Origin of the sequence: Mesorhizobium shonense, from assembly GCF_040545255.1 — a bacterium.
GTDB lineage: Bacteria > Pseudomonadota > Alphaproteobacteria > Rhizobiales > Rhizobiaceae > Mesorhizobium > Mesorhizobium shonense.
The window spans coordinates 47,472-68,697 of record NZ_JBEPLM010000008.1 but is presented as its reverse complement, the minus strand read 5'-3'; the positions used below and the strand labels follow the sequence as shown (position 1 = coordinate 68,697).

Annotated in this window: 21 protein-coding genes, 1 pseudogene and 1 riboswitch; of the genes and pseudogenes, 8 read left to right on the top strand and 14 right to left on the bottom strand. The window is 63.9% G+C overall.

Annotation, left to right across the window (positions count from 1 at the left end):
• Nucleotides 1–51: 51 nt before the first annotated feature.
• The 5 genes and pseudogenes from ABID26_RS20725 (at nucleotide 52) to ABID26_RS20705 (ending at nucleotide 4,711) form a co-directional block, all read left to right on the top strand.
• The gene (locus ABID26_RS20725; protein ID WP_354416211.1) at nucleotides 52–1,029 is read left to right on the top strand and encodes a methyltetrahydrofolate cobalamin methyltransferase; all 978 of its coding nucleotides are present in this window, start codon (nucleotides 52–54) and stop codon (nucleotides 1,027–1,029) included.
• Nucleotides 1,030–1,039: 10 nt separating this feature from the next.
• A pseudogene (locus ABID26_RS20720) lies at nucleotides 1,040–3,141 on the top strand (ASKHA domain-containing protein).
• A gap of 185 nt (nucleotides 3,142–3,326) precedes the next feature.
• Complete coding sequence (locus ABID26_RS20715) at nucleotides 3,327–3,512, top strand: hypothetical protein (RefSeq protein ID WP_059187048.1); 186 nt, start codon at nucleotides 3,327–3,329, stop codon at nucleotides 3,510–3,512.
• Nucleotides 3,512–3,682 (top strand): hypothetical protein, encoded by a 171-nt coding sequence (locus tag ABID26_RS20710; protein ID WP_292301210.1) that lies wholly within the window; start codon nucleotides 3,512–3,514, stop codon nucleotides 3,680–3,682. Before ABID26_RS20715 ends, ABID26_RS20710 begins: the two co-directional genes overlap by 1 nt.
• Nucleotides 3,683–3,745: 63 nt before the next feature.
• Complete coding sequence (locus tag ABID26_RS20705; protein ID WP_292301211.1) at nucleotides 3,746–4,711, top strand: alpha/beta hydrolase fold domain-containing protein; 966 nt, start codon at nucleotides 3,746–3,748, stop codon at nucleotides 4,709–4,711.
• A 1-nt stretch (nucleotide 4,712) separates the two neighbouring features.
• On the opposite strand, the gene ABID26_RS20700 is transcribed toward ABID26_RS20705, so the two are convergent.
• Nucleotides 4,713–5,612: a LysR substrate-binding domain-containing protein gene (locus tag ABID26_RS20700; protein WP_126099623.1), complete on the bottom strand. Its 900-nt coding sequence runs from the start codon at nucleotides 5,610–5,612 to the stop codon at nucleotides 4,713–4,715.
• A gap of 219 nt (nucleotides 5,613–5,831) precedes the next feature.
• Here ABID26_RS20700 and ABID26_RS20695 point away from each other — a divergent pair, with 219 nt between their 5' ends.
• The 3 genes from ABID26_RS20695 (at nucleotide 5,832) to ABID26_RS20685 (ending at nucleotide 7,755) form a co-directional block, all read left to right on the top strand.
• A complete protein-coding gene (locus ABID26_RS20695; RefSeq protein WP_040969852.1) occupies nucleotides 5,832–6,017 on the top strand; it encodes a hypothetical protein in 186 nt (61 codons plus the stop codon).
• Nucleotides 6,018–6,354: 337 nt separating this feature from the next.
• Nucleotides 6,355–6,489 (top strand): hypothetical protein, encoded by a 135-nt coding sequence (locus tag ABID26_RS20690; RefSeq protein ID WP_095791071.1) that lies wholly within the window; start codon nucleotides 6,355–6,357, stop codon nucleotides 6,487–6,489.
• 327 nt (nucleotides 6,490–6,816) lie between these two features.
• The gene (locus tag ABID26_RS20685) at nucleotides 6,817–7,755 is read left to right on the top strand and encodes a GlxA family transcriptional regulator (RefSeq protein WP_348628162.1); all 939 of its coding nucleotides are present in this window, start codon (nucleotides 6,817–6,819) and stop codon (nucleotides 7,753–7,755) included.
• Between the two features lie 5 nt (nucleotides 7,756–7,760).
• On the opposite strand, the gene ABID26_RS20680 is transcribed toward ABID26_RS20685, so the two are convergent.
• The 13 genes from ABID26_RS20680 to ABID26_RS20620 all read right to left on the bottom strand — a co-directional run bounded on the left by ABID26_RS20680 (nucleotide 7,761) and on the right by ABID26_RS20620 (nucleotide 21,226).
• Nucleotides 7,761–8,567 carry an ABC transporter ATP-binding protein gene (locus tag ABID26_RS20680; RefSeq protein ID WP_126099622.1) on the bottom strand — a complete coding sequence of 269 codons (807 nt, stop codon included), beginning with the start codon at nucleotides 8,565–8,567 and terminating at the stop codon, nucleotides 7,761–7,763.
• Entirely contained in the window at nucleotides 8,564–9,340 is a 777-nt protein-coding gene (locus ABID26_RS20675; RefSeq protein ID WP_435528594.1) for an ABC transporter permease, read from the bottom strand. Before ABID26_RS20675 ends, ABID26_RS20680 begins: the two co-directional genes overlap by 4 nt.
• Nucleotides 9,341–9,401: 61 nt before the next feature.
• On the bottom strand, nucleotides 9,402–10,349 hold the full coding sequence (locus ABID26_RS20670) for an ABC transporter substrate-binding protein (RefSeq protein ID WP_126099621.1): 948 nt from the start codon (nucleotides 10,347–10,349) through the stop codon (nucleotides 9,402–9,404).
• A gap of 158 nt (nucleotides 10,350–10,507) precedes the next feature.
• Entirely contained in the window at nucleotides 10,508–10,849 is a 342-nt protein-coding gene (locus tag ABID26_RS20665; RefSeq protein WP_126099620.1) for a beta/gamma crystallin-related protein, read from the bottom strand.
• A 127-nt stretch (nucleotides 10,850–10,976) separates the two neighbouring features.
• Complete coding sequence (locus tag ABID26_RS20660; RefSeq protein ID WP_126099619.1) at nucleotides 10,977–11,825, bottom strand: DUF1194 domain-containing protein; 849 nt, start codon at nucleotides 11,823–11,825, stop codon at nucleotides 10,977–10,979.
• Nucleotides 11,826–11,914: 89 nt separating this feature from the next.
• Entirely contained in the window at nucleotides 11,915–14,476 is a 2,562-nt protein-coding gene (locus tag ABID26_RS20655) for a GcvT family protein (protein WP_354416207.1), read from the bottom strand.
• A gap of 143 nt (nucleotides 14,477–14,619) precedes the next feature.
• Complete coding sequence (locus tag ABID26_RS20650; RefSeq protein WP_292301223.1) at nucleotides 14,620–15,378, bottom strand: hydroxymethylpyrimidine/phosphomethylpyrimidine kinase; 759 nt, start codon at nucleotides 15,376–15,378, stop codon at nucleotides 14,620–14,622.
• Nucleotides 15,369–15,974 carry a thiamine phosphate synthase gene (locus tag ABID26_RS20645; RefSeq protein WP_292301224.1) on the bottom strand — a complete coding sequence of 202 codons (606 nt, stop codon included), beginning with the start codon at nucleotides 15,972–15,974 and terminating at the stop codon, nucleotides 15,369–15,371. The genes ABID26_RS20650 and ABID26_RS20645 overlap by 10 nt, the downstream gene beginning before the upstream one ends.
• The gene (locus ABID26_RS20640) at nucleotides 15,971–16,744 is read right to left on the bottom strand and encodes a thiazole synthase (protein WP_126099615.1); all 774 of its coding nucleotides are present in this window, start codon (nucleotides 16,742–16,744) and stop codon (nucleotides 15,971–15,973) included. Before ABID26_RS20640 ends, ABID26_RS20645 begins: the two co-directional genes overlap by 4 nt.
• 2 nt (nucleotides 16,745–16,746) lie before the next feature.
• Nucleotides 16,747–16,944, bottom strand: coding sequence for a sulfur carrier protein ThiS (gene thiS, locus ABID26_RS20635; RefSeq protein WP_126099614.1), 198 nt, complete (start codon nucleotides 16,942–16,944; stop codon nucleotides 16,747–16,749).
• The gene (thiO, locus tag ABID26_RS20630; RefSeq protein ID WP_292301227.1) at nucleotides 16,941–17,915 is read right to left on the bottom strand and encodes a glycine oxidase ThiO; all 975 of its coding nucleotides are present in this window, start codon (nucleotides 17,913–17,915) and stop codon (nucleotides 16,941–16,943) included. Before thiO ends, thiS begins: the two co-directional genes overlap by 4 nt.
• A complete protein-coding gene (thiC, locus tag ABID26_RS20625) occupies nucleotides 17,915–19,735 on the bottom strand; it encodes a phosphomethylpyrimidine synthase ThiC (RefSeq protein ID WP_292301229.1) in 1,821 nt (606 codons plus the stop codon). Before thiC ends, thiO begins: the two co-directional genes overlap by 1 nt.
• Before the next feature lie 104 nt (nucleotides 19,736–19,839).
• A riboswitch (TPP riboswitch) is annotated at nucleotides 19,840–19,956 on the bottom strand.
• A 28-nt stretch (nucleotides 19,957–19,984) separates the two neighbouring features.
• Nucleotides 19,985–21,226 carry a hypothetical protein gene (locus tag ABID26_RS20620; protein ID WP_292301231.1) on the bottom strand — a complete coding sequence of 414 codons (1,242 nt, stop codon included), beginning with the start codon at nucleotides 21,224–21,226 and terminating at the stop codon, nucleotides 19,985–19,987.

Sequence of the window (21,226 nt, the reverse complement as noted above, 5' to 3'; positions counted from 1 at the left end):
GAAATCAGATAACGATATAAAGAACTCTTTATATCCCGACGGAGAGATCGCATGACCCGCACCATCGTCGCCTCGGCGACCCGAGAAATCGTCATCGGCTTCGACCAGCCCTTCTGCGTGATCGGCGAGCGCATCAACCCGACCGGCCGCAAGAAGCTTGCCGCCGAGATGGTGGCCGGCAATTTCGAGACCGTCATCAAGGATGCGCTTGAGCAGGCCGCCTGCGGCGCCACCATGCTTGACGTCAATGCCGGCGTCACCGCCGTCGATCCCAATGCGACCGAGCCGGCGCTGTTGGTGCAGACGCTGGAGATCGTACAGGGCCTGGTCGACCTGCCGCTGTCGATCGATAGTTCGGTCACCGCCGCGATCGAGGCGGCGCTGAAGGTTGCCAAGGGCCGCCCGCTGGTCAACTCCGTCACCGGTGAGGAAGAAAAGCTCGAGGCCATCCTGCCCCTGGTCAAGAAATACAACGTTCCGGTTGTCGCCATCTCCAACGACGAGACCGGCATCTCGATGGACCCGGACGTCCGCTTCGCCGTCGCCAAGAAGATCGTCGAGCGTTGCGCCGACCACGGCATCCCTTCGCATGACGTCGTCGTCGACCCTCTGGTGATGCCGATCGGCGCGCTGGGCGATGCCGGCCGCCAGGTCTTCGCGCTGCTGCGGCGGCTCCGCGAAGAGCTCAAGGTCAACACCACTTGCGGCCTCTCCAACATTTCCTTCGGCCTGCCGCACCGCCACGGCATCAACGCTGCCTTTATCCCGATGGTGATCGGCGCCGGCATGACGAGCGCCATCATGAACCCGGTCCGCCCGCAGGAAATGGAAGCCGTGCGCGGCGCCAATGTGCTGAACGGCACCGACGAGAACTGCACCAACTGGATTCGCACCTACAAGGACTACAAGCCGGCCGAAGGCGGCCATGCGGTCGCGGCTCCGGTGGCAGTGACCGCCCCCAGCGACGGCGCCGCCGCTGCCGGTGGTCGCCGCCGCGGTGGCCGGGAGGCCCGCATGGCGAGGGCATAAGGTAGAGATTGTGACTTTTTCGACAGAGGGAGGCATTTGCATATGAACCCTCCCCCGAACATAACCGATCCGCTCGTGCTGTTCATGCCGTCCGGCAAACGCGGGCGGTTCCCTGTCGGCACGCCGGTGCTCGACGCCGCGCGCCAGCTCGGCGTCTATGTCGAGAGCGTGTGCGGCGGCCGCGCCACCTGCGGGCGCTGCCAGATCGAGGTGCAGGAAGGCAATTTCGCCAAGCACAAGATCGTCTCGTCCAACGACCACATCTCGCCCAAGGGCGCCAAGGAAGAGCGCTACGAGCGTGTGCGCGGCCTGCCCGAACGCCGCCGCCTGTCCTGCTCGACGCAGATCCTCGGCGATCTCGTCATCGATGTGCCGCAGGACACGGTCATCAATGCCCAGACCATCCGCAAGGATGCCGACACAAGGGTCATCGCCCGCGATACCGCGATCCGCATGTGCTATGTCGAGATCGAAGAGCCCGACATGCACAAGCCGCTCGGCGACCTCGACCGGCTCAAGATCGCTTTGATGAAGGACTGGGGCTTCAAAAACCTCGAATTCGATTTTTATCTGCTTCCGCAGGTGCAGGGCATCCTGCGCAAGGGCAACTGGACCGCCACCGCCGCCATCCACAAGGATGCCGACAGCGACATCGTGCGCGTCATCGCGCTGTGGCCGGGCCTGAAGAACGAGGCCTACGGGCTCGCCTGCGACATCGGCTCGACCACGATTGCCATGCATCTGGTGTCGCTGCTCTCGGGCCGTGTCGCCGCTTCCTCCGGCACCTCCAATCCGCAGATCCGCTTCGGCGAGGATCTGATGAGCCGTGTCTCCTACGTGATGATGAATCCGGACGGCCGCGAGGGTATGACGGTCGCCGTGCGCGAGGCCGTTTCCGGCCTCGTCGACAAGGTCTGCGCGGAAGGCAACGTCCAGCGCAATGACATCCTCGACGCGGTGTTCGTCGGCAATCCGATCATGCACCATCTCTTCCTCGGCATCGACCCAACGGAGCTCGGCGGCGCGCCGTTTGCGCTGGCGGTCTCCGGCGCCGTGCGTATCAAGGCTTCGGACCTCGGCCTGAAGCTGAACCAGGGCGCGCGCCTCTATATGCTACCTTGCATCGCCGGCCATGTCGGCGCCGATGCCGCCGCGGTCACGTTGTCGGAAGGCCCGCACCGCCAGGACGAGATGATGCTGATCGTCGACGTCGGCACCAATGCCGAGATCGTGCTCGGCAACAGCACGCGCGTGGTTGCAGCCTCCTCCCCCACCGGTCCCGCCTTCGAGGGCGCCGAAATCTCCGGCGGCCAGCGCGCAGCGCCCGGCGCAATCGAGCGCGTGCGCATCGATCCGGAAACACTGGAGCCGCGCTACCGCGTCATCGGCTCGGAGCTCTGGTCCGATCAGCCGGGCTTCGCTGAAAGCGTGCAGGCGACGGGCGTCACCGGCATTTGCGGCTCCGGCATCATCGAAGTGATCGCCGAGATGTATCTGTCGGGCATCATCTCCGAGGACGGCGTCGTCGATGGATCGCTCAGCTTGCGCTCGCCGCGCATCGTCCCCAACGGCCGCACCTTCTCCTACGTGCTGAAAGAGGGCGAGCCGAAGATCACCATCACCCAGAACGACGTGCGCGCCATCCAGCTCGCCAAGGCAGCACTCTATGCCGGCACCAAGCTGTTGATGGAAAAGCAGCACACCGACCATGTCGACCGCATCCATTTCGCTGGCGCCTTCGGCTCCTTCATCGATCCGAAATACGCCATGGTGCTGGGTCTGATCCCCGACTGTGACCTCGACAAGGTCTCGGCCGTCGGCAACGCCGCCGGCGCCGGCGCGCGCATGGCGCTGCTCAATCGAGGTTACCGCCGCGAGATCGAGGAGACGGTGAGCAGGATCGAAAAGATCGAGACGGCGCTGGAACCGAAGTTCCAGGAGCACTTCGTCTACGCCATGGCGCTGCCGAACAAGGTCGACCCGTTCCCGAAGCTGGCCGCCGCGGTAAAGCTGCCGCCGCGCAAGGCGGCGAGCGAGGATGGGTCCGCCGGCGATGCCACCCCACGCCGGCGCTCGCGTGAGGAACGCGCGGCACGCCGCGGCCGCGAGTAGGCCTGCTTCTCACCGACACGCCTTTCGATTTCATTTGCATGCAAATGTTTCCGGATCGCCCCGATCCGGAAACCGAAACGCTGTTTTCGTGAAATCCGCTGGAAACATGTCGGGCGCATTTAGCCGCCATCGAAGGGCTGGCGTGAAATGTCTTCAGGCCGGCGCGACCTTCCGGAGGAACCACAATGTCGATGTTCGATAATCTTGGCCGCTTTGGCGTCACCATCAGGCAGGCCCACGCCCGCAACAAGGCGATCCGCGCGCTCAACGACCTGCCGGCGCATGTCCAGAAAGATATTGGCTGGCCGGCCTCGCCGCCGAGCGACCCGCAGGCAGCCCTTCATGCGCTGCTTCTGGGCACGCCGCGCTGATGACCTTCGCCGACAAATGCAAGCTGCTCGGCAGGCGCCGGGGCCGGCAGGCGGCCTCGGCGACCGGCGACAACAAGCTGCGCGCCGCGCTGCTGCCGGGTCGACGGCGAGGCGGCCGCTCATTGCATCACGCCGATGTGCCCGCGGCGAACCTTGACATTTTTAACTGAGGTACAATCTTCAGATAATAGGGGAATTCTCTTAGTCGGCTCGGCCGAAGTCCGTGTATCCGCATGCCCAGTTTGAAAAGCCACGTCGTCTCGTTCATTCTCAGGCACGGCCGCAAGAAGGCCTTTTCCAGCCCCGAGAATTTGCAGCGCTGGATTGCCTACGCCCGCAAGACCGAGGACTATCACCCGCCAGCCTTGCTGAAGGCACGGCTGGGCATCGCCGAGACCAGCGTCGACGGTTTTCCCGTCTATGAGATCGCGCCAAAGGCCGACGAGCGTCGGCGCATCCTCTATTTGCATGGCGGCGCCTTCGTCTTTCAGATCACGTCCTATCACTGGGTGCTGATCGCCGAGATGGCGGAGCGGCTGGGCTTCGGCGTCACCGTGCCGATCTATCCGATCGCGCCGGAGCACAATTTTCATGACATGTTCGGCATGGTCGGCGAGGTCTACCGGCGCATGCTTCAACAGACCGATGCCGAGGACATCGTCTTCATGGGCGATTCCGCCGGCGGCAACATGGCCGTGGTGCTCACCATGATGAGCGCCGAGAAAGGCCTTCCAGCCCCATCGCGCCACGTGCTGATCTCGCCCGGCCTCGACATGTCGCTGTCCAATCCGGAGGTGTTCGAGGCGGAGCGCCGCGATCCGTGGCTCGGCATTTCCGGCGGGCTCGAGGCGATCCGGCTCTACAGCGCCGGCATCGACCGCTCCGACTGGCACATCAGCCCGCTCTATGGCGATCTCTCGGTGCTGCCGAAGACGCTGCTGCTCACCGGCTCGCATGACTTGCTCAGCCCCGACAATCTGATCTTCGCCGAACGGGCGCGCGCCGCAGGCGTCGAGGTCGAGGTGGTCTATGAGGAAGGCATGTTCCACGTCTGGCCGCTGATCGAGATGCCGGAAGCGCGGCGCGCACGCGACAGCATTGTCGATTTCCTCACAGGCGAACCGGCACCGCAACGCGCCTACGCACCGCGCCGGACCGGAACTGCCTACGCGGCGCGGCCTGCGCCCGCGGCCGAATAGCTCAGAATTTTCCGGTTTCGCGGAACAGTTCGAAGGTCGCGCGGATGTGATCGGCGACGGCCTTCACCGGCGCGCTGGCGTCCGGCGCCACGACCATGGCGAGGTTGTAGGTGCCGATATCCGGCATGCCGTCCTTCTGGCCTAGCTCCACCATATCGTCGCCGAGGAACGACTTCGGCAGCGGCGCCACGGCGAGATCGGCCATGATCGCGGCGCGCTGGCCGGCCGTATGGGCGCTCATATAGGCGACGCGGTAGTTGCGGCCCTCGCGGCCGAGCGCTTCCAGGGCGCCGGCCCGCCAGGCGCAGCCCTCTTCCCACAGCGACACCGGCAGCGGTTCGCGCAGATGCGCGCAGCCACCCTTGGCGCCGGCCCACACGATCGGCTCGGTCAGCAGCACCTCAGCGCCGACCGCGCTGGTCTTGTAGGAATTGGTGAGCAGCGTGATGTCGAGCGCGCGGTCGTCCATGCGGCGGCGCAGATTGACGCTCTGGTCGATGGTGACGTCGACGGCAATCGACGGATGCGACTGCGCGAAGCGCTTCAAGACGTGCGGCAGGATACGTTCGCCATAATCGTCCGGGGAACCCAGCCGCACCACGCCGACAATGTCGGGAATGATGAACTTCGACACCACCTCGCGGTTGATCGACAACAGCCGCCGGGCATAGCCGAGCAGCATCTCGCCATCGGTGGTCAACGTCACCGAGCGCGCGTCGCGCGCAAAGACGGAACGGCCGAGGATGTCCTCCAGCTTCTTGATCTGCATGGAGACGGCCGAGGGGGTGCGGAACACGGCATTGGCGGCGGTGGTGAAGCTGCCGGTCTCGGCGATCGCCACGAAGGTGCGCAGCACGTCGAGGTCGAGCAGCGGCAGAGGATGGTTAAGCGGGGCGTTCATTGGAGCTTGCCTTCAATTTTTCTGATGCAAACGATCATCCCATTTCGTTTGATTGAACATCAGTTCGGGCGCATAGTCAACTCGATCGATGCAGGATGCTGCCAAATGCAGCCATCAAACGACCAGACACAGACCTGCAGTCGACATGAAATGAAGCTGAAACAGACCTGACGTAACGCATTGCCGGGCGGCCTCCCAGCCCGCATAGAGGAGAAAGAAATGTCTATCCTGTCATCCATCGGTCGGCTCGCGACCGAATTCAGCGCGGCCCGCGCCCGCTACCAGACCGAACGCGCAATCCATGCGCTGCCCATCGAACTGCAGAAGGATATCGGCTGGCCGGAAGCCGCCGATGCCAAGACCGGTGTGCGCCTCGGCGTCGGAACATGGGCCGGAGCAAAGTAGATCAAGTGTGTATCAAGTACTAAAGGCCTGCCGAGGTGTCAGACCGGCAGGCCTTTTTGTTTGTATTCAAACAAGTTTTCCAGCCATGCCGATAGCGCATGACGCATATGAACCACTCGCATAGCGCAGCGGTCTCCCACTTAACGCTTTGTAAAAAATGGTAAATTTCGGGCACGTCGCCCAAAGATGTCGCAATTGATGTCGCTTTTCATAACAAGCGCTTCGTTTTTGCGATTTAGTTTTGGCTGAAGCAAGCCTATATCACAGCCAGCCAAAACGAGCTGCCCCACTCCATTAAGCGAAGGCGACCCGTCTGAGCAACCAAATGGAGATGATGATGAAGCTCTTTGCCCGCCTGTTCACCCGCCGCGAAATGAACCTGACGACCGCTCTCGAGCGTCAGCGTCTTGCCAAGACCATGCCCGGCCAGACCGGCGCCATGGCCGCTGCACGCCTCGGCTTCGTTGCCTGAGACAGCCGCTTTCAGACGGTATTCGCTGCCGTCGCGCTGAAGGAATTCAACGCCGCCTGGCCTTGCCGAGGCGGCGTTTTCATTTTCATCAGGCTTTCGTTGCATGGATGGAGGCGCCGGCCTCGGACCAATTGCCCATTTGCGACCCGTGTCGCAAATTTAATCTTCACTTAGCCGCCTACCCGATTGACAGGAATGGTTTTTCCTGATGACGCTATGCTGTTCGCGACATTCTGTTCGCGTCATGGCCGCGTGAGGTTTCCCGTGAATGCCGTAAAGCACCCGATCAAGAGATCGTTTGTATTCTTCCTCATCCCCGACTTCACCATGATCGCCTTCGCGACGGCGCTCGACCCGCTCCGCTCGGCCAACCGGATGCTCGGCTACGAGGCCTATAGCTGGCGTTTGGCCAGCATCGACGGCAAGCCGGTGCGCGCCTCGAACGGCGTCGAATGCGCCGTCAACACCTCGCTGGAGGAAGAGCGCAGGAAGATGGCCGGGCCGGATAGGCCGAACATGGCGATCGTCTGCAGCGGCATCAATGTCGAGCGCTACCACAACAAGTCGGCCTTCGCCTGGCTGCGCGAGGAGTACAATCGCGGCGTCGCCGTCGGCGGCCTGTGCACCGGCGCCCATATCCTGGCGGCTGCGGGCCTCCTGTCCAACAAGCGCTGCGCCATCCATTGGGAGAACCTGCCGGGCTTTTCGGAGGCCTTCCCGAAGGCCAATGTCTTTGCCGACCTCTTCGAGGTCGACCAGAACGTCTACACCTGCGCCGGCGGCACAGCCGCGCTTGACATGATGCTGAAGCTGATCGGCGACGACTTCGACGAAAGCCTCGTCAACCGCGTCTGCGAGCAGGTGCTGACCGACCGCGTGCGCAGTCCGACCGATCGCCAGCGCCTGCCGTTGCGGGCGCGCCTTGGCGTGCAGAATTCCAAGGTGCTGACGATCATCGAACTGATGGAGGCGAACCTCTCCGAGCCGCTGTCGCTGATCGAGATCGCCGACCACGTCGATCTGTCGCGGCGGCAGATCGAGCGCCTCTTCCGCACCGAGATGGGCCGTTCTCCTGCCCGCTACTATCTCGAGATCCGGCTCGACCGCGCCAGGCATCTGCTCATCCAATCGTCGATGCCGGTGGTCGAGGTGGCGGTGGCCTGCGGCTTCGTCTCGGCCTCGCACTTCTCCAAATGCTACCGCGAGCTCTACGCCCGCTCGCCGCAACAGGAACGCGTCGACCGCAAGCAGTTGCTGGCGGCTTGAGCCAGTCAGGTGGCGGCTGCTTGGGCGGGCTGCGTCTGCGCCGTCCGCATGGCCTCGATGCGGATATCTTCGGTCAACCGCGCCTTGAGCGCCGAGAATTCCGGGCTGGTCTTCAGCGTGTAGTGGCGCGGGTGCGGCAGCTCGACCGGCACGTCGGATTTGATGCGGCCGGGCCGTGCCGTCATCACGATCACGCGCGAGGCCATGAAGATCGCTTCCTCGATATCGTGGGTGACGAACAGCACCGTCTTCTTGCGCCGCTCCCAGATGCCGAGCAGCAATTCCTGCATCAGCCCGCGGGTCTGGTTGTCCAGCGCGCCGAACGGTTCGTCGAGCAAAAGGATCGCCGGGTCGTTGGCTAAAGCGCGCGCGATCGCCGTACGCTGCTGCATGCCGCCCGAAAGCTGTTTCGGCCAATGGTTCTCGAAACCCTTCAGCCCGACGAGATCGACATAGGAAGCGACGATGTCGTTGCGCTCGCGCTCGGGCATGCCCCGCTCGCGCAGGCCGAAGCCGATATTTTCGGCGACCGTCAGCCAGGGGAACAGCGTGTACGACTGGAACACCATGCCGCGATCCGGCCCCGGCCGGGTGACGGCCTTGCCGTCGAGCAGCACGCGGCCGGTGCTCGGCGCCTCCAGCCCGGCGACGATCCTGAGCAAGGTCGATTTCCCGCAGCCTGACGGGCCGACGATGGTGATGAAATCATTGGCCGCGACCGCGAGGTCGACAGGCTGTAGCGCCTGCACCGGCTGGCCGCCCCTCACCCCGCCAAAGGTCCGCGAGACGCCTTCGATGACAAGCTTGCTCACGCCAGGCTCCATGGATAGAGCCGGCGGTTGAGCGCCTTGAAGGCGAAGTCGGACAAAAGCCCGATCAGGCCGATGACGATGATGCCGAAGATGATCTGTCCGGTCGCCAGCCGCGACTGGCTGTTGATGATCATGTAGCCGATGCCCGATGACGAGCCGATCAGCTCGGCGACGATGACATAGGTCCATGCCCAACCCAGCACGAGCCGCAGCGTCTCGGCGATCTCGGGCGCGTTGGCCGGCATGATTACGCGCTTGACGATGCCGTTGTCGGTCGCGCCCAGCGTATAGGCCGCCTCGACCAGGTCGCGCCTTGTGCTGCCGACCTTGACCGCGACGATCAGGATGATCTGGAAGACCGAGCCCACGAAGATCACCAGCAGCTTTTCCAGTTCCCCAATGCCGGCCCAGAGGATGAGCAACGGGATGAAGGCAGATGCCGGCAAATAGCGGGCGAAGGACACGAATGGCTCGAGGAATGCCTCGACCGGCTTCCAGGCGCCCATCGCGATGCCGATCGGCACGGCGACGATCGAAGCCAGCACAAAGCCGCCGAAGACGCGCCAGATGGTGATCAGGATGTCGAGCCAGAAACGGTCCTCGACCAAAAGTCGCCAGCCGTCCGTCAACATCGACAGCGGGTCGGCGAGGAAGATCCGGTTCACATGGCCGCCGAGCGTAATCCAGGCCCAGAACGCCACGAAGAGCACGAAGAAGGCGATGCCGAGCACGGTTCGAGTGCCCGGCGGAACGGGATGCAAGGGACGCAGCATCAGGGAAAGCCCTTGAAAGGAGCGATCGGCGGCGTGCCGCCGCCGATCGGGGAATGCGCGATCAGTTGGCCACCGCGCTGGTGTCGGCAAGCGTCGTCACGTCGGGCGCTTCCTTGATCAATCCCATCTGCAGCAATAGCTCCGCCGCGGTCTTGGAAAAGTCCTGGAAATCCTTGGTGAAGAACTGCTTGTTCTCCTCGCGGTCGGCCCATTTCAGGTATTTGGCCGAGTCCTCGAACTCCTTGGCCGACTGCTTCACGTCGGCGCCCATGATCTCGTAGGATTTCTGCGGCTCCTTCTTGATCATGTCGAGCGCGTCGAAATAGCTGTCGGCCAGCGCCTTGGCGGCATCGGGATTGGCCTTGAGGAAATCCGGCGTGCAGCCGACGGTGTCCAAAACCATCGGATAGTCGAGCGTGGTCGCCAGGATGTGCCCCTGGTCGGCCTTGCCGCGCACAGCGGATATGAAGGGCTCGTAGGTGACGGCGGCATCATTCTGGCCTGCGAGGAAGGCTTGCGCCGCCGCGTCCGGCTCCAGGTTGACGACCGTCACGTCCTTGGTCGACATGCCGTTCTTGTTGAGCACCCAGGCGAGCAGGAAATAGGGCGACGTGCCGGGCGCGGACGAGGCGACATTCTTGCCCTTGAGGTCGGCGACCGTCTTGATGTCGTTGCGCACGACGATGCCGTCGGCGCCGTAGGATTTGTCGAGCTGGAAGATCTGCTTGGTGGTGACGCCGCTGGCGTTCCACACCATCCACGTCTCGACCGTGGTCGCCGCGCATTGCAGGTCGCCGCTGGCAATCGCCAGCGGCCGGCTTGCCTGCGGAACCTTCTTCAGCGTGACGTTCAACCCATGTTTCTCGAAAATGCCAGCCTGCTTGGCTAAAGTCAGCGGCGCGAAGCCGGTCCAGCCGCTGATGCCGATGGTGAGCGACGTGGCGGCCATGGCCGGCGCCGATCCGACAACAGCCGTCAGAGCCGCCGCGAAAATGCTGGTCCTGTTCATTGAGGTTCCCCTTTTATGTGGTGAGAAGAAATTGTCTCACAGAGCCCAAAAGGCTTGTCAATGAAACAGGATCGGTCATGGACCATGGTCTAGCTCAGCGCGGGGAAGCGCCTTGCGCGCCGGACCGGTGCTGCCGCGCGCTAGGAACGACACCGGCTTCAATATCGGTCGCAATAGCACTCGGCCGACGAGATGCGGTCGTTCCAGCCGGAGCCTCCGAAATCGCGGACCCTGCGGTTGAGCTCGATCGAGCGGCCGCGCCTTTCTGAATTCTCATAGGCGACCAGCGTGCAGCCCCGGCGCACGAGCACCGAGGAGACGCGATCGTTCCAAAACCCGCCCCGGAAATTGACGGCATCGTCGGGGCCCATTTCGAGCGAACGTCCGCGGAAGTTTGCATTCTCGAACAGCACGCAGGCCGCTTCGCCGTAAAATTGGGCGCTGGCGCTGCCGGCAAATATTGTCGACGCAAGTGCCGTCAGGATGGCCAAACGTTTCATGTGATGCTTCCTCATTTGATCGCGTTGCGCGATGGCGCCGGCCCCACCATATTTTGCCATCGTGCCGCGCGAGGAAGCAAGTCCGCGCCACTCTGGTCGCCCCCCTCTGGTCTGCCATTGCCGGCGGTCAGCGGCTGTCCAGCATCCAGCCGCGGTTGCGCCACATCTTTTCGCCGGCCAGGCAATCGGCGGCCGGCCTGTCGTCGGCGAGCAAGACCGGCGGGTGAGCCGCCTCTTCCGCCGCCCATTGCGGCGAGGCCGGACCGGCAAGCTCGAGCACCAGCTTGCGGCGGATCGCTTCCGGGAATTGAGTCCAGTCATTGACCGGGATCATGAAGGCGCCGGGACCGCCGATGACGCAGTCGCTGTAGTAGCGGTCGAGATTGTCGACGTCGAAGACGCCGCTGAAACCGCCCCTTGTCATCAGCGGCAGTCCGTTGATGGTGATGCCCTGCTTCACCACCTCGTCGCGCGTGATATCGACCGGCGCGCCCTGGTTGTTGGGTCCGTCGCCCGAAACGTCGATGACGCGCTTGGTGCCCTGAAAACCGCTTTCGGCGAAAAGGTCGCTGCCGAATGTCAGCGCGCCGGAAATTGAGGTACGTCGCGCGCTGTCCGGCGGATGCGCATTGAGCTGCGCGACGACCCGTTCGGCATCGGCGCGATTGGCGATCACCGTCCATGGCACGACGACCCGCTGCCATCTGGTGCCGGCCCACTCGACATAGGTGACCGCGATCTTGCCATAGACGCCGTCGGCGATGGCCTTGAGCACATTGTCATGCGTCAGTGCCGCCGCATAGCCATGACGCTGGATCTCGAGTTCGGCCGGCGACATCGAGAGCGAGACATCGACCGCCAGCACCAGCTGGACGTCGACCGGCTCGGCCGCGGTTGATCGCGCTGTCAGGCCAACGAGCAGCGCCAATGCGGCGGCGCCGGAAAGCCAATGCCCTGTTCGGCCGAAAGCGGACATGACGCAAGGGTAGGCGATAATCGCGCATGAACAAAGTAAAAAGGCCCGGCGTCGACCGGGCCTTTTTGCGTGTTCAGACGAGAACGCGCTCAGCTTCGCGGCTTGAGGTTCTCAGGGTCGTAAAGCGGCTTGTAGCCGACGCCGGCCACCTCGACCGGATAGGTCTCGCCGAAATATTCCACATTGAGCTTGCGACCCTCCTGGGCATACGTCCAGGGCAGGTAGGCAAGCGCGATGTTCTTGCCGATCGTCGGACCGTAGGCGACCGAGGTGGTGAAGGAGCGGCGGCCGAGCTCGTCGACCAGCGTCTCGCCGGTTGCCGGATCAAGCACGGGCATGATGCCGACCGGATAGCGGGCGACGCCCTTGGAATCGGTGTTCTCGGTCATCACCAGCGTGCAGAGCATCGCCGGCTGGTGCTCGCGGGCGCGGTATTCCAGATGCTTGGCCTTGCCGCAGAAGTCGTTTTCCTTAACCTTCGGACGGGCGAGGTCGGCTTCGAGCAGATTGTATTCGGTCAGGAGATCGGCGTTCTGCAGCCGCAGGCTCTTTTCCATGCGACGCGTGTTGGCATAGGTCTCGACGCCGAAAGGCATGACGCCGGTGGAGCGCAGCGCGTCCCAGACCGCAAGCCCGTCCTCGTAGCGCATATGCAGCTCCCAGCCCTGCTCGCCGACATAGGAGATGCGGAAGGCGGTGACGTCCTTGCCGGCGATGCGGATCGGCTTGATTGCGGCGAAGGGGAAGTTCTCCGGCGTCAGCCCGTTCGGTTCCTCGACCACCTTCTGCAGGGTCGTGCGCGCATTCGGGCCCCAGATACCTATAGTGACATATTTCTCGGTCACATCGGTAACGGTGACATCAAAACCTTTGTCCTGCGCGGTGCGCTGCATGTAGCGGAAGTCGCGCGGGCCGGCATCGGCGCCGTCGATCACCCGGCAGCGGTCGGCCATGCGGATCACCGTGAAGTCGGCCCGCACCATGCCTTCCTCGTCGAGGAAGTGGGTGTAGATGCCCTTGCCGATATTGTTGTCGCCGCCGATCTTGGCCGCGCACAGCCATTCGAGCAGCGCGACATGGTCGGGTCCCTCGACGTCATACATCGAGAAATGCGACAGGTTGACGATGCCGCAATCCTCGCTCATCGCCAGATGCTCGGCGTTGGAGACGCGCCAGAAATGGCGGTTGTCCCACTCGTTCTCGCGCACCGGCACGCGGTTGCCGTATTTTTCCAGGAGATGCTCGTTGGCGGCATAGCCGTGGGCGCGCTCCCAGCCACCCAGTTCCATGAAATAGCCGCCCAGCTCCTTCTCGCGCTCCCAGAACGGCGAGCGGCGGACGTTGCGGCCCTTGGAGAACGGCTCGCGCGGATGAACCGCCGGATTGTAGACCTTCATCGCCGTCTCGGTGCAGCGATCCCAGATGAACTCTTCCTTCGTCTGGTGCGGGTAGAAGCGCGAATAGTCGATGGCGTGATGGTCGATCGAGGTGCGGCCGTCGGTCATCCAGTCGGCGATCAGCTTGCCCATGCCGGGGCCGTCCTTGACCCAGATGGCGACCGCGTACCACAGCCCCCTCACCTTCTGGCTCTCGCCCATCGACGGGCCGCCATCGGTGGTCACCTGCAGCAGGCCGTTGAAGGAATGGCCCTCATTGTAGCCGAGCTCGCCGAGAATCGGCGTCAGCTCCATGGCGCGCTCGAGCGGCGCCATGATCTGCTCCATGTCGAGATCGCGCTGCGACGGCGACAGCCGCGCCTGGTCCTTCTCGAGCAGGTCGCGCGGGTGGCAGAGACGCGGATTGGTCTCCTCGTAATAGCCCCATTCGATCTGCCCGCCCTCGGCGGTCTTGGGATCGCCGGTGTCGCGCATATAGGCCGAATTGCCCTGATCGCGCAGCAGCGGCCAGCCGATCTCCTTGCCGGTGCCGGCGAACTCGTTGTAGGGGCCGAAGAAGGTCAACGGATGGTCGATCGGCATGACCGGCAGGTCCTCGCCGACCAGTGCCGCCGTCAAGCGGCCCCATATGCCGGTACAGACGACCACATAGTCGGCCTCGATCGTGCCGCGCTCGGTCACCACGCCCTTGATGCGGCCATCCTCGACGATCAGCGACTTGGCCGAGGTGTTGGCGAAGGCATTGAGCTTGCCGGAGGCGACACCCTGGTCGACAAGCTTGCCGGCCACCGTCTGCGAGCGCGGGATGACGAGGCCGGCATCCGGGTCCCACAGGCCGCCCTGCACCAGATGCTCCTTGATCAGCGGGAACTTCTTCTTGATCTCGGCCGGCTCGATCAGGCGCGCGCGGGTGCCGAAGGCCTTGGCCGAAGCGATCTTGCGCTTGATCTCGTCCATGCGGCCATCGTCGCCGACGCGCGCGACTTCCAGGCCGCCGATACGCGCGTAGTGGCCCATCTTCTCGTAGAAATCGATGGAGTAGAGCGTCGTCCAGCAGGACAGGAAGTCGTGGCTGGTCGTGTAGCAGAAGTCGGAGGCATGCGCTGTCGAGCCGATATCGGTCGGGATGCCCGACTTGTCGATGCCGACGATATCGTTCCAGCCGCGCTCGATCAGGTGATGGGCGACCGATGCGCCGACAATACCACCCAGACCGACGATGACGACCTTCGCCTTTTTCGGAAACTCTGCCATGGCCCGCGACTCCAAAGTGAAAAAGCGGGCGGACTATAAGGCGGAGCAGTGGGAGGATTGAAGCCTGTTTGCGACATTGCGAAAGAGCCGAGCGACCCTGACGAACGAACGCGCTTCCCCAGGCGCCAGCAATTGCGCCGGAACTAGGCGGAAGCCTCCATAAGCTTCTCGAAGACACGCTGCTTGGCTGCGCGCACGCTGTCCTCAAGCGACTTCGCCTTGGCCAGATGCGCGGCGATCGCGCTGGCCAGCATGCAGCCGGTTCCGCGCATCGATCCGGCAAGGCGAGGCATGTCGAAGCGAACGGGTTCCCGGTTGGGGCTCAACAGGATGTCGGTTGATCTTGCCCCTGCCGCGTGACCGCCCTTGATGAGCAGCGCCTGCGGCCCAGCCGCAAGCAATCGCCTCCCCAGCCGCAGCACGTCTTCGTCGCTCACGGCCAATTCCGAACCGGTCAGCACCGCCAGTTCCACAAGATTCGGCGTAACCAGACGGCAAAGCGGCATGAGGTCACGCTTCATGACGTCGATGGCATTCGGTTCCACCAGCGGCCTGCCTGACGAGGACGCCAGTACTGGATCCAGCACTGCCGGTATCCGCGGATTTTCGCTCAGCACGGCAGCAACGGCCAGGATGACCCGCCCGGCTGGCAGCATGCCGATTTTAATGGCCGAGACCTCGTTGGTCCGCAACGCTGCGCGCATCTGGTCGGCGACCAGGCCGGGTTGCAGATGATGAATTGCCGTCACAGCTTGGTGTGTCTGCACCGTCACCGCGGTCACGGCGAGACAGGTCCGCAGGCCGATCGAGGAGATCGTCTCGATATCGCGCGCAATACCGGCCCCCCCGCTGGAATCCGATCCGCCGACGACAAGCACATGCGGGTCCCGGTTCAGCGCCATTGATGCGTCTTTTCGATCCATTCTCTGGTGCGCGCTTCGGGATCGGAATTCAGCGTTATGTCCGTGACCACGGCCGCGCTGTCGGCGCCGGCCCCGAAAACGCCATCGAGCCGCTCGGGGTTGAGGCCGCCGATAGCGACCAGCGGGAGAGGCGCGATCCGGTCCTTCCATGCGCGGATCCGTTCCAGCCCCTGCGACGCCCATTTCATCTTCTTCAGGATGGTGGGATAGACAGGGCCGAGCGCAACGTAGTGGGGCTCCGCCGCAACGGCCGTTTCCAGCTCGGCATCATCATGCGTGCTCAGTCCGAGCCTGACACCGGCCGCGTGTATCGCCGGAAGGTCGGCGGTTTGCAGATCCTCCTGGCCAAGATGGACGAAGTCGCAGCCCTCCTCGATCGCCAGCCGCCAATGATCATTGATGATGAGCTGGCAATTGTGTCGGGCGCACAAGGTTCTTGCCTTGCGGATCTCCATGCGCAGCCCGCCCTCGTCCATGTCCTTGATGCGGAGTTGCACCAGCCTCACGCCAAGCGGCACCAGCCGCTCGATCCACGCGGCGCTGTCGACGATCAGGTAGAAGGGATCGAGCTTCATGAAAAAACCGCCCTGCCGAATGTCGGCGTCGATGGCACGGCGACATCGCGCGGCTCGATCAATCCCGAACCGAAGGCCTCGCGTCCGGCTTCGACCGCCTTGCTGAAAGCGCGCGCCATGCCGACCGGATCGGCCGCCTTGGCGACCGCGGTGTTCAGGAGCACAGCGTCAAAGCCGAGTTCCATGACGGTTGCCGCGTGCGACGGCCGTCCAAGCCCCGCATCCACAATCAGCGGAACATCGGGGAAATGTCCGCGCATCGAGCGCAGCGCCATGATGTTGACCGGCCCGAGCGCCGAACCGATCGGCGCGCACCACGGCATCAGGACCTTGCAGCCCGCGCCGAGCAGCCGCTCGGCGACGATCAGATCGTCGGTGGTATACGGGAACACCGTGAAACCGTCTTCGCACAGGATGCGGGCGGCTTCGACCAGGCCGAACACGTCCGGCTGAAGCGTGTCATGGCTGCCGATCACTTCGAGCTTGATCCAGGACGTGCCAAAAACCTCGCGCGCCATCTTCGCGGTCGTCACGGCTTCCTTTACGGAATGACAGCCGGCGGTGTTGGGCAGGATCCTCACGCCGAGCGAGTTAACCAGCGACCAGAATTTCTCGCCGCCCCTGCCGCCCGCCATTTCACGGCGCAGCGATACCGTCACCACCGAGGCGCCCGACGCCTTGACCGCTTCGGCCAGGATGGCCGGCGAAGGATACTGGGCAGTGCCGAGAAGCAGGCGCGAAGGCAGTTGGGTTCCAAGAAGGTCGAACATGGCTAACCTCCTTGCATGGGCGAAAGGATTTCGATCCGGTCGCCGTCGTTCAATCGGAATTCTGCTCGGTTGGCCTTGTGCACCACGTCGCTGTTGACGGCCGTCGCCAGCCAATCGCCTTCATAGTCAAGCTCGGCAAGCAGCGCCGCCAGCGTTGCCGCGGCACTGTCCAGCGCTTCTCCATTGACGATCAATCTCATGCGCAAGCTCCCACGCGTTTGTCGGGATTGAAGAGGATGTCGGCCGCCTGCCGCGCCATGGCGGGGGCAAGCAGGAAGCCATGGCGATAGAAGCCGTTGATCGCGACGCCGTTTGCGAGCGATTCGATGCGTGGCAAATTGTCGGCAAAGGCTGGACGGACCCCGGCGTTCGCTTCGACGATCGTCGCCTCGCCGAAGGCCGGATGCAGCGCACAAGCCGCGCCGACCAGTTCCATCATGGAACGGACGGTGACCGGGCCGGCCTCGTCGCTCTCGATCATCGTCGCGCCGGCCATGAAATGGTGATCGGCGCGCGGCACCATGTAGAGCGGAAAGCGCGGATGCAGCAGCCGGACGGGGCGAGACAGCGAGACATCCGGCGTGCGCAGGATCAGCATTTCGCCGCGAACGCCGCGCAACGCCGCATCGTCCGCAGCGATCCCCCGGCAGTCGACCTCGCATTCGAAACCTGGAAGGCCTTGGCCGTCGGTGGCGAAACGGAAGTCGACGCCCATGGCGACTAGCTTGTCATGAAGCGCCGCCATCGCACGGCGCGGGTCGAGATGCGCTTCGCAGGGGAAGAACAGCCCGCGCTTGAAACGGCCGGCGAGGTCGGACTCCAGCCTTGCGATGTCCTCCTCGCCGAGCCAACGATGGCCCGAGGCGCGGCTTGCGAAGCGGTCGAGCTCGCCCGCATCGCGCGGCGCAGCCACGATGAGCGTTCCCGCCCGCGTCACTTGGCCAGGCAAAACAACATCCCACCAGTCTGCGGCGCCGCGTCCGAGATCCAGCACCGGCTGCTCCGCGCTCTCGCGCTCGCACCATGGCGCCAGCATGCCGCCTGCAGCCCATGACGCATTGCCGCCCAGCTGAGGCCGGAGTTCGGCAACAGTGACCGACGCGCCGCGGTTCGCAAATTCGAACGCCGCCGTGAGGCCGGCCACGCCGGCCCCCTTGACCAGCACTCTCATCACGACTCGGCCGTGCTGGACGCGGCTTCGCTCACCGGCATATAGAGATCGCCGCCGGCGCGGTATTTCTCCGCCATCGCCGCCATCCCCTCTTTCTGCGCCTCGGCCCGGATATCATGGGAGATGCGCATGGAGCAGAATTTCGGTCCGCACATGGAGCAGAAATGCGCCACCTTGTGCGCTTCCTTGGGCAAGGTCTCGTCGTGGAACTCGCGCGCCGTTTCGGGATCGAGCGACAGGTTGAACTGATCTTCCCAGCGGAACTCGAACCGCGCCCGCGACAGCGCATCGTCGCGGACCTTCGCCGCCGGATGCCCCTTGGCGAGGTCGGCGGCATGCGCGGCGATTTTGTAGGTGATGACGCCGGTCTTGACGTCGTTGCGGTCCGGCAGGCCAAGATGTTCCTTCGGCGTCACATAGCAAAGCATTGCCGTGCCGAACCAGCCGATCATGGCGGCGCCGATGCCTGAGGTGATGTGGTCATAGCCCGGCGCGATGTCGGTCGTCAGCGGCCCCAGGGTGTAGAACGGCGCTTCGCCGCAGACGGCCAGCTGCTTGTCCATGTTCTGCTTGATCTTGTGCATGGGAACATGACCGGGGCCTTCGATCATCACCTGGCAGTCCTTTGCCCAGGCGATCTTCGTCAGTTCGCCAAGCGTCTCCAGCTCGGCGAACTGCGCCGCATCGTTGGCATCCGCGATCGAGCCGGGGCGGAGGCCGTCGCCGAGCGAGAAGGAGACGTCATAGGCTCGGGCGATGTCGCAGATTTCCTCGAAATGCTCGTAAAGGAAGCTCTCCCGGTGATGGTGCAGGCACCATTTGGCCATGATCGACCCGCCGCGCGAGACGATGCCCGTGACCCGGTCGACGGTCAGAGGGATGTAGTGCAGCCGCACCCCGGCGTGGATGGTGAAATAGTCGACGCCCTGCTCGGCCTGCTCGATCAGCGTGTCGCGATAGACCTCCCAGGTCAGGTCCTCGGCAATGCCGCCAACCTTCTCGAGCGCCTGGTAGAGCGGTACGGTGCCGATCGGCACCGGCGCGTTGCGCACGATCCATTCGCGGATGTTGTGGATGTTGCGGCCGGTCGATAGGTCCATCACCGTGTCGGCGCCCCAGCGGATCGCCCAAACCATCTTTTCGACCTCTTCGGCCATCGAGGAGGTGACGGCGGAATTGCCGATATTGGCGTTGATCTTCACCAGGAAATTGCGGCCAATGATCATCGGCTCGCTCTCCGGATGGTTGATGTTGGCGGGGATGATCGCACGGCCGCGCGCCACCTCGTCGCGCACGAATTCCGGCGTGACGAAATCCGGGATCGACGCACCGAACGCTTCCCCGTCCTGTTGCAGCTTGCCACGCAGCATCTCGCGGCCAAGGTTCTCGCGGATGGCCACGAATTCCATCTCGGGCGTGATGATCCCTGCGCGCGCATAGGCAAGCTGCGTCACCGCCTTGCCGGCTTTCGCCCGCAACGGACGGTTGCGGATGGGGAATTCCGGCGTCAGCCGTTCGCCGGTCGCAAATCCGTTGTCCTCCGGCCTCACATGGCGGCCGTCATAGGCTTCGACATCGCCGCGCGCCGCGATCCAGTCCCGGCGAAGCCGGACAAGTCCCTTTTCAATGTTCGTTTCGATCGCCGGATCGGTATACGGGCCTGATGGATCGTAGACCGTCACCGGCGGCTCGCCTGCGGTCGGATGCACGCTGATCTCGCGCATCGGCACCCTGATCTGCGGATGGATAATGCCGGTCTTGTGGATCTTCCGTGAGGCTGGCAGCGGTCCCGTCGAAACGGTGAGGGTCAAGGCATTCATTTGAGGCTCCTTTGCTCAACTGCATTGGAGACCCAGTTCTGTGCCGGAAGGATGTAGGACGCTTTGGTCTGCCTGCTCGACACAGGTCTTCGGGCATGGAGTCCCGCAAAGCGCTTGCACCGTCCCTACGCCAGTATGAACTGGATCAGGTTCAACGGGTCACTGCGCCGCGAAAGCCAGCAGTATCTCAGCCCCTTGCCGGGACTCCCCTGGTGAATGCTTCAAGTTGAACGGGCCCGCGCCGTCTTGTCAAGCGCGTTCGGGCGGCGATTGCGGCTCGACTTGCAGCGCGCGGCGACCGCCCTTGGCTGCCGATCCCCACAGCGCCATCAGCGGCGCGGCCAGCAGCAGGAAGGGCGGCAGAAGATTGGGAAAATAGATGCGGGTATCGTGGATCGGGAAGACCGTGAACTTCGCCAGCACGCCGAATACGAGAGCCGCGAGCAGGATGCCGGCGCGGCGGTCGAGCCGCAAGCCGGCGCGGTCGAGCCCATACCAGCCGGCTAAAGCCAGCACCGACACGCCGACCCAGGTGTTGACGTTGACGGCGCGCACCACCGAGGCGGCAAAGGCCTTGAGATAGGCCGCCACCGAGAACGGCGGCTCGAAGCCGTCCATGTTGTAGTGCTGCTCAATGCTGGAGAACCACAGATGCGGCCACCAGCCGGGATGCTGCGCCCAGTGCGAAATGGCGAAATAGGCGATGAACGAGGCGGCGAAACCGGCGAGCGCGCCCCATGCCTTCTGCCGGAAGGCGACCAAAAGCACGGCGAAGATGGCGAGGAAAACGATGTTGTCCGGACGCGCCATGAAGGCCAGGAAAAGCAGGATCGCCGTCGCCACCTCGCGTTTGCGCACAAAGGCAAACAGCCCGCCGAGGAACAGCGCCGAGCACAACAGGTCCGGCATCGATGCGCGCGCCGCGTCGCCGAGATCGGCCATGATCAGGACGGCGACGGCGACCGGCGCCAGTGCCAGCGCGCCCTCCGAGCGCAGCCAGGCGAGCGTGATGATGCCGAACAACAGCACCGAAAACACCTGCACCAGCCGCATCGCCTCGACCGGCGACACGACATGGCTGAGGCTCGACAGGATTTCAGCGTAGAGGAACTTGATCCGGTACATGCCGAGCAGCGAATGGAAGTCGGCGGCATTCTCGGTCATGTGGCTGCGAAAGCCGCCGCCATCGTCGGTCAGCGCCTTGTAGTCGCCGGCCGACACGTCGGCCTTGACCGCACCGTAGGCATAGTCATGCAGCGCCTGCGGGTCGGGATAGGTGCCTTCCTCGGCGATCGCCAGATAAGGCAGCATATCCCAGTTGGCGTCCGGCATGAACCAGGCCGTCACAGCAGTGAGCAGGATGTAGAGCGAGAAGGCGGCCGCACCGATCGGCGCGGCCCATCTCGCGTAAACCCCCTCGCCCCAGGTAAGACCGGCTTCGGTCAGCCGGTCGAGCGGATTGGCGGGAGCGGCTGGCGGCCTGGTCAGCAT

Excerpts from the sequence above, each read along its gene's own strand:
- ABID26_RS20670 (WP_126099621.1), bottom strand. The coding sequence starts at position 10,349 with ATGAACAGGACCAGCATTTTCGCGGCGGCTCTGACGGCTGTTGTCGGA.
- ABID26_RS20665 (WP_126099620.1), bottom strand. The coding sequence starts at position 10,849 with ATGAAACGTTTGGCCATCCTGACGGCACTTGCGTCGACAATATTTGCC.
- ABID26_RS20640 (WP_126099615.1), bottom strand. The coding sequence starts at position 16,744 with ATGTTCGACCTTCTTGGAACCCAACTGCCTTCGCGCCTGCTTCTCGGC.
- ABID26_RS20650 (WP_292301223.1), bottom strand. The coding sequence starts at position 15,378 with ATGGCGCTGAACCGGGACCCGCATGTGCTTGTCGTCGGCGGATCGGAT.
- thiS (WP_126099614.1), bottom strand. The coding sequence starts at position 16,944 with ATGAGATTGATCGTCAATGGAGAAGCGCTGGACAGTGCCGCGGCAACG.
- ABID26_RS20620 (WP_292301231.1), bottom strand. The coding sequence starts at position 21,226 with ATGCTGACCAGGCCGCCAGCCGCTCCCGCCAATCCGCTCGACCGGCTG.
- ABID26_RS20660 (WP_126099619.1), bottom strand. The coding sequence starts at position 11,825 with ATGTCCGCTTTCGGCCGAACAGGGCATTGGCTTTCCGGCGCCGCCGCA.
- ABID26_RS20685 (WP_348628162.1), top strand. The coding sequence starts at position 6,817 with ATGATCGCCTTCGCGACGGCGCTCGACCCGCTCCGCTCGGCCAACCGG.
- ABID26_RS20725 (WP_354416211.1), top strand. The coding sequence starts at position 52 with ATGACCCGCACCATCGTCGCCTCGGCGACCCGAGAAATCGTCATCGGC.
- ABID26_RS20695 (WP_040969852.1), top strand. The coding sequence starts at position 5,832 with ATGTCTATCCTGTCATCCATCGGTCGGCTCGCGACCGAATTCAGCGCG.
- ABID26_RS20645 (WP_292301224.1), bottom strand. The coding sequence starts at position 15,974 with ATGAAGCTCGATCCCTTCTACCTGATCGTCGACAGCGCCGCGTGGATC.
- ABID26_RS20710 (WP_292301210.1), top strand. The coding sequence starts at position 3,512 with ATGACCTTCGCCGACAAATGCAAGCTGCTCGGCAGGCGCCGGGGCCGG.
- ABID26_RS20700 (WP_126099623.1), bottom strand. The coding sequence starts at position 5,612 with ATGAACGCCCCGCTTAACCATCCTCTGCCGCTGCTCGACCTCGACGTG.
- ABID26_RS20690 (WP_095791071.1), top strand. The coding sequence starts at position 6,355 with ATGAAGCTCTTTGCCCGCCTGTTCACCCGCCGCGAAATGAACCTGACG.
- thiC (WP_292301229.1), bottom strand. The coding sequence starts at position 19,735 with ATGAATGCCTTGACCCTCACCGTTTCGACGGGACCGCTGCCAGCCTCA.
- ABID26_RS20655 (WP_354416207.1), bottom strand. The coding sequence starts at position 14,476 with ATGGCAGAGTTTCCGAAAAAGGCGAAGGTCGTCATCGTCGGTCTGGGT.
- ABID26_RS20705 (WP_292301211.1), top strand. The coding sequence starts at position 3,746 with ATGCCCAGTTTGAAAAGCCACGTCGTCTCGTTCATTCTCAGGCACGGC.
- thiO (WP_292301227.1), bottom strand. The coding sequence starts at position 17,915 with ATGAGAGTGCTGGTCAAGGGGGCCGGCGTGGCCGGCCTCACGGCGGCG.
- ABID26_RS20675 (WP_435528594.1), bottom strand. The coding sequence starts at position 9,340 with ATGCTGCGTCCCTTGCATCCCGTTCCGCCGGGCACTCGAACCGTGCTC.
- ABID26_RS20715 (WP_059187048.1), top strand. The coding sequence starts at position 3,327 with ATGTCGATGTTCGATAATCTTGGCCGCTTTGGCGTCACCATCAGGCAG.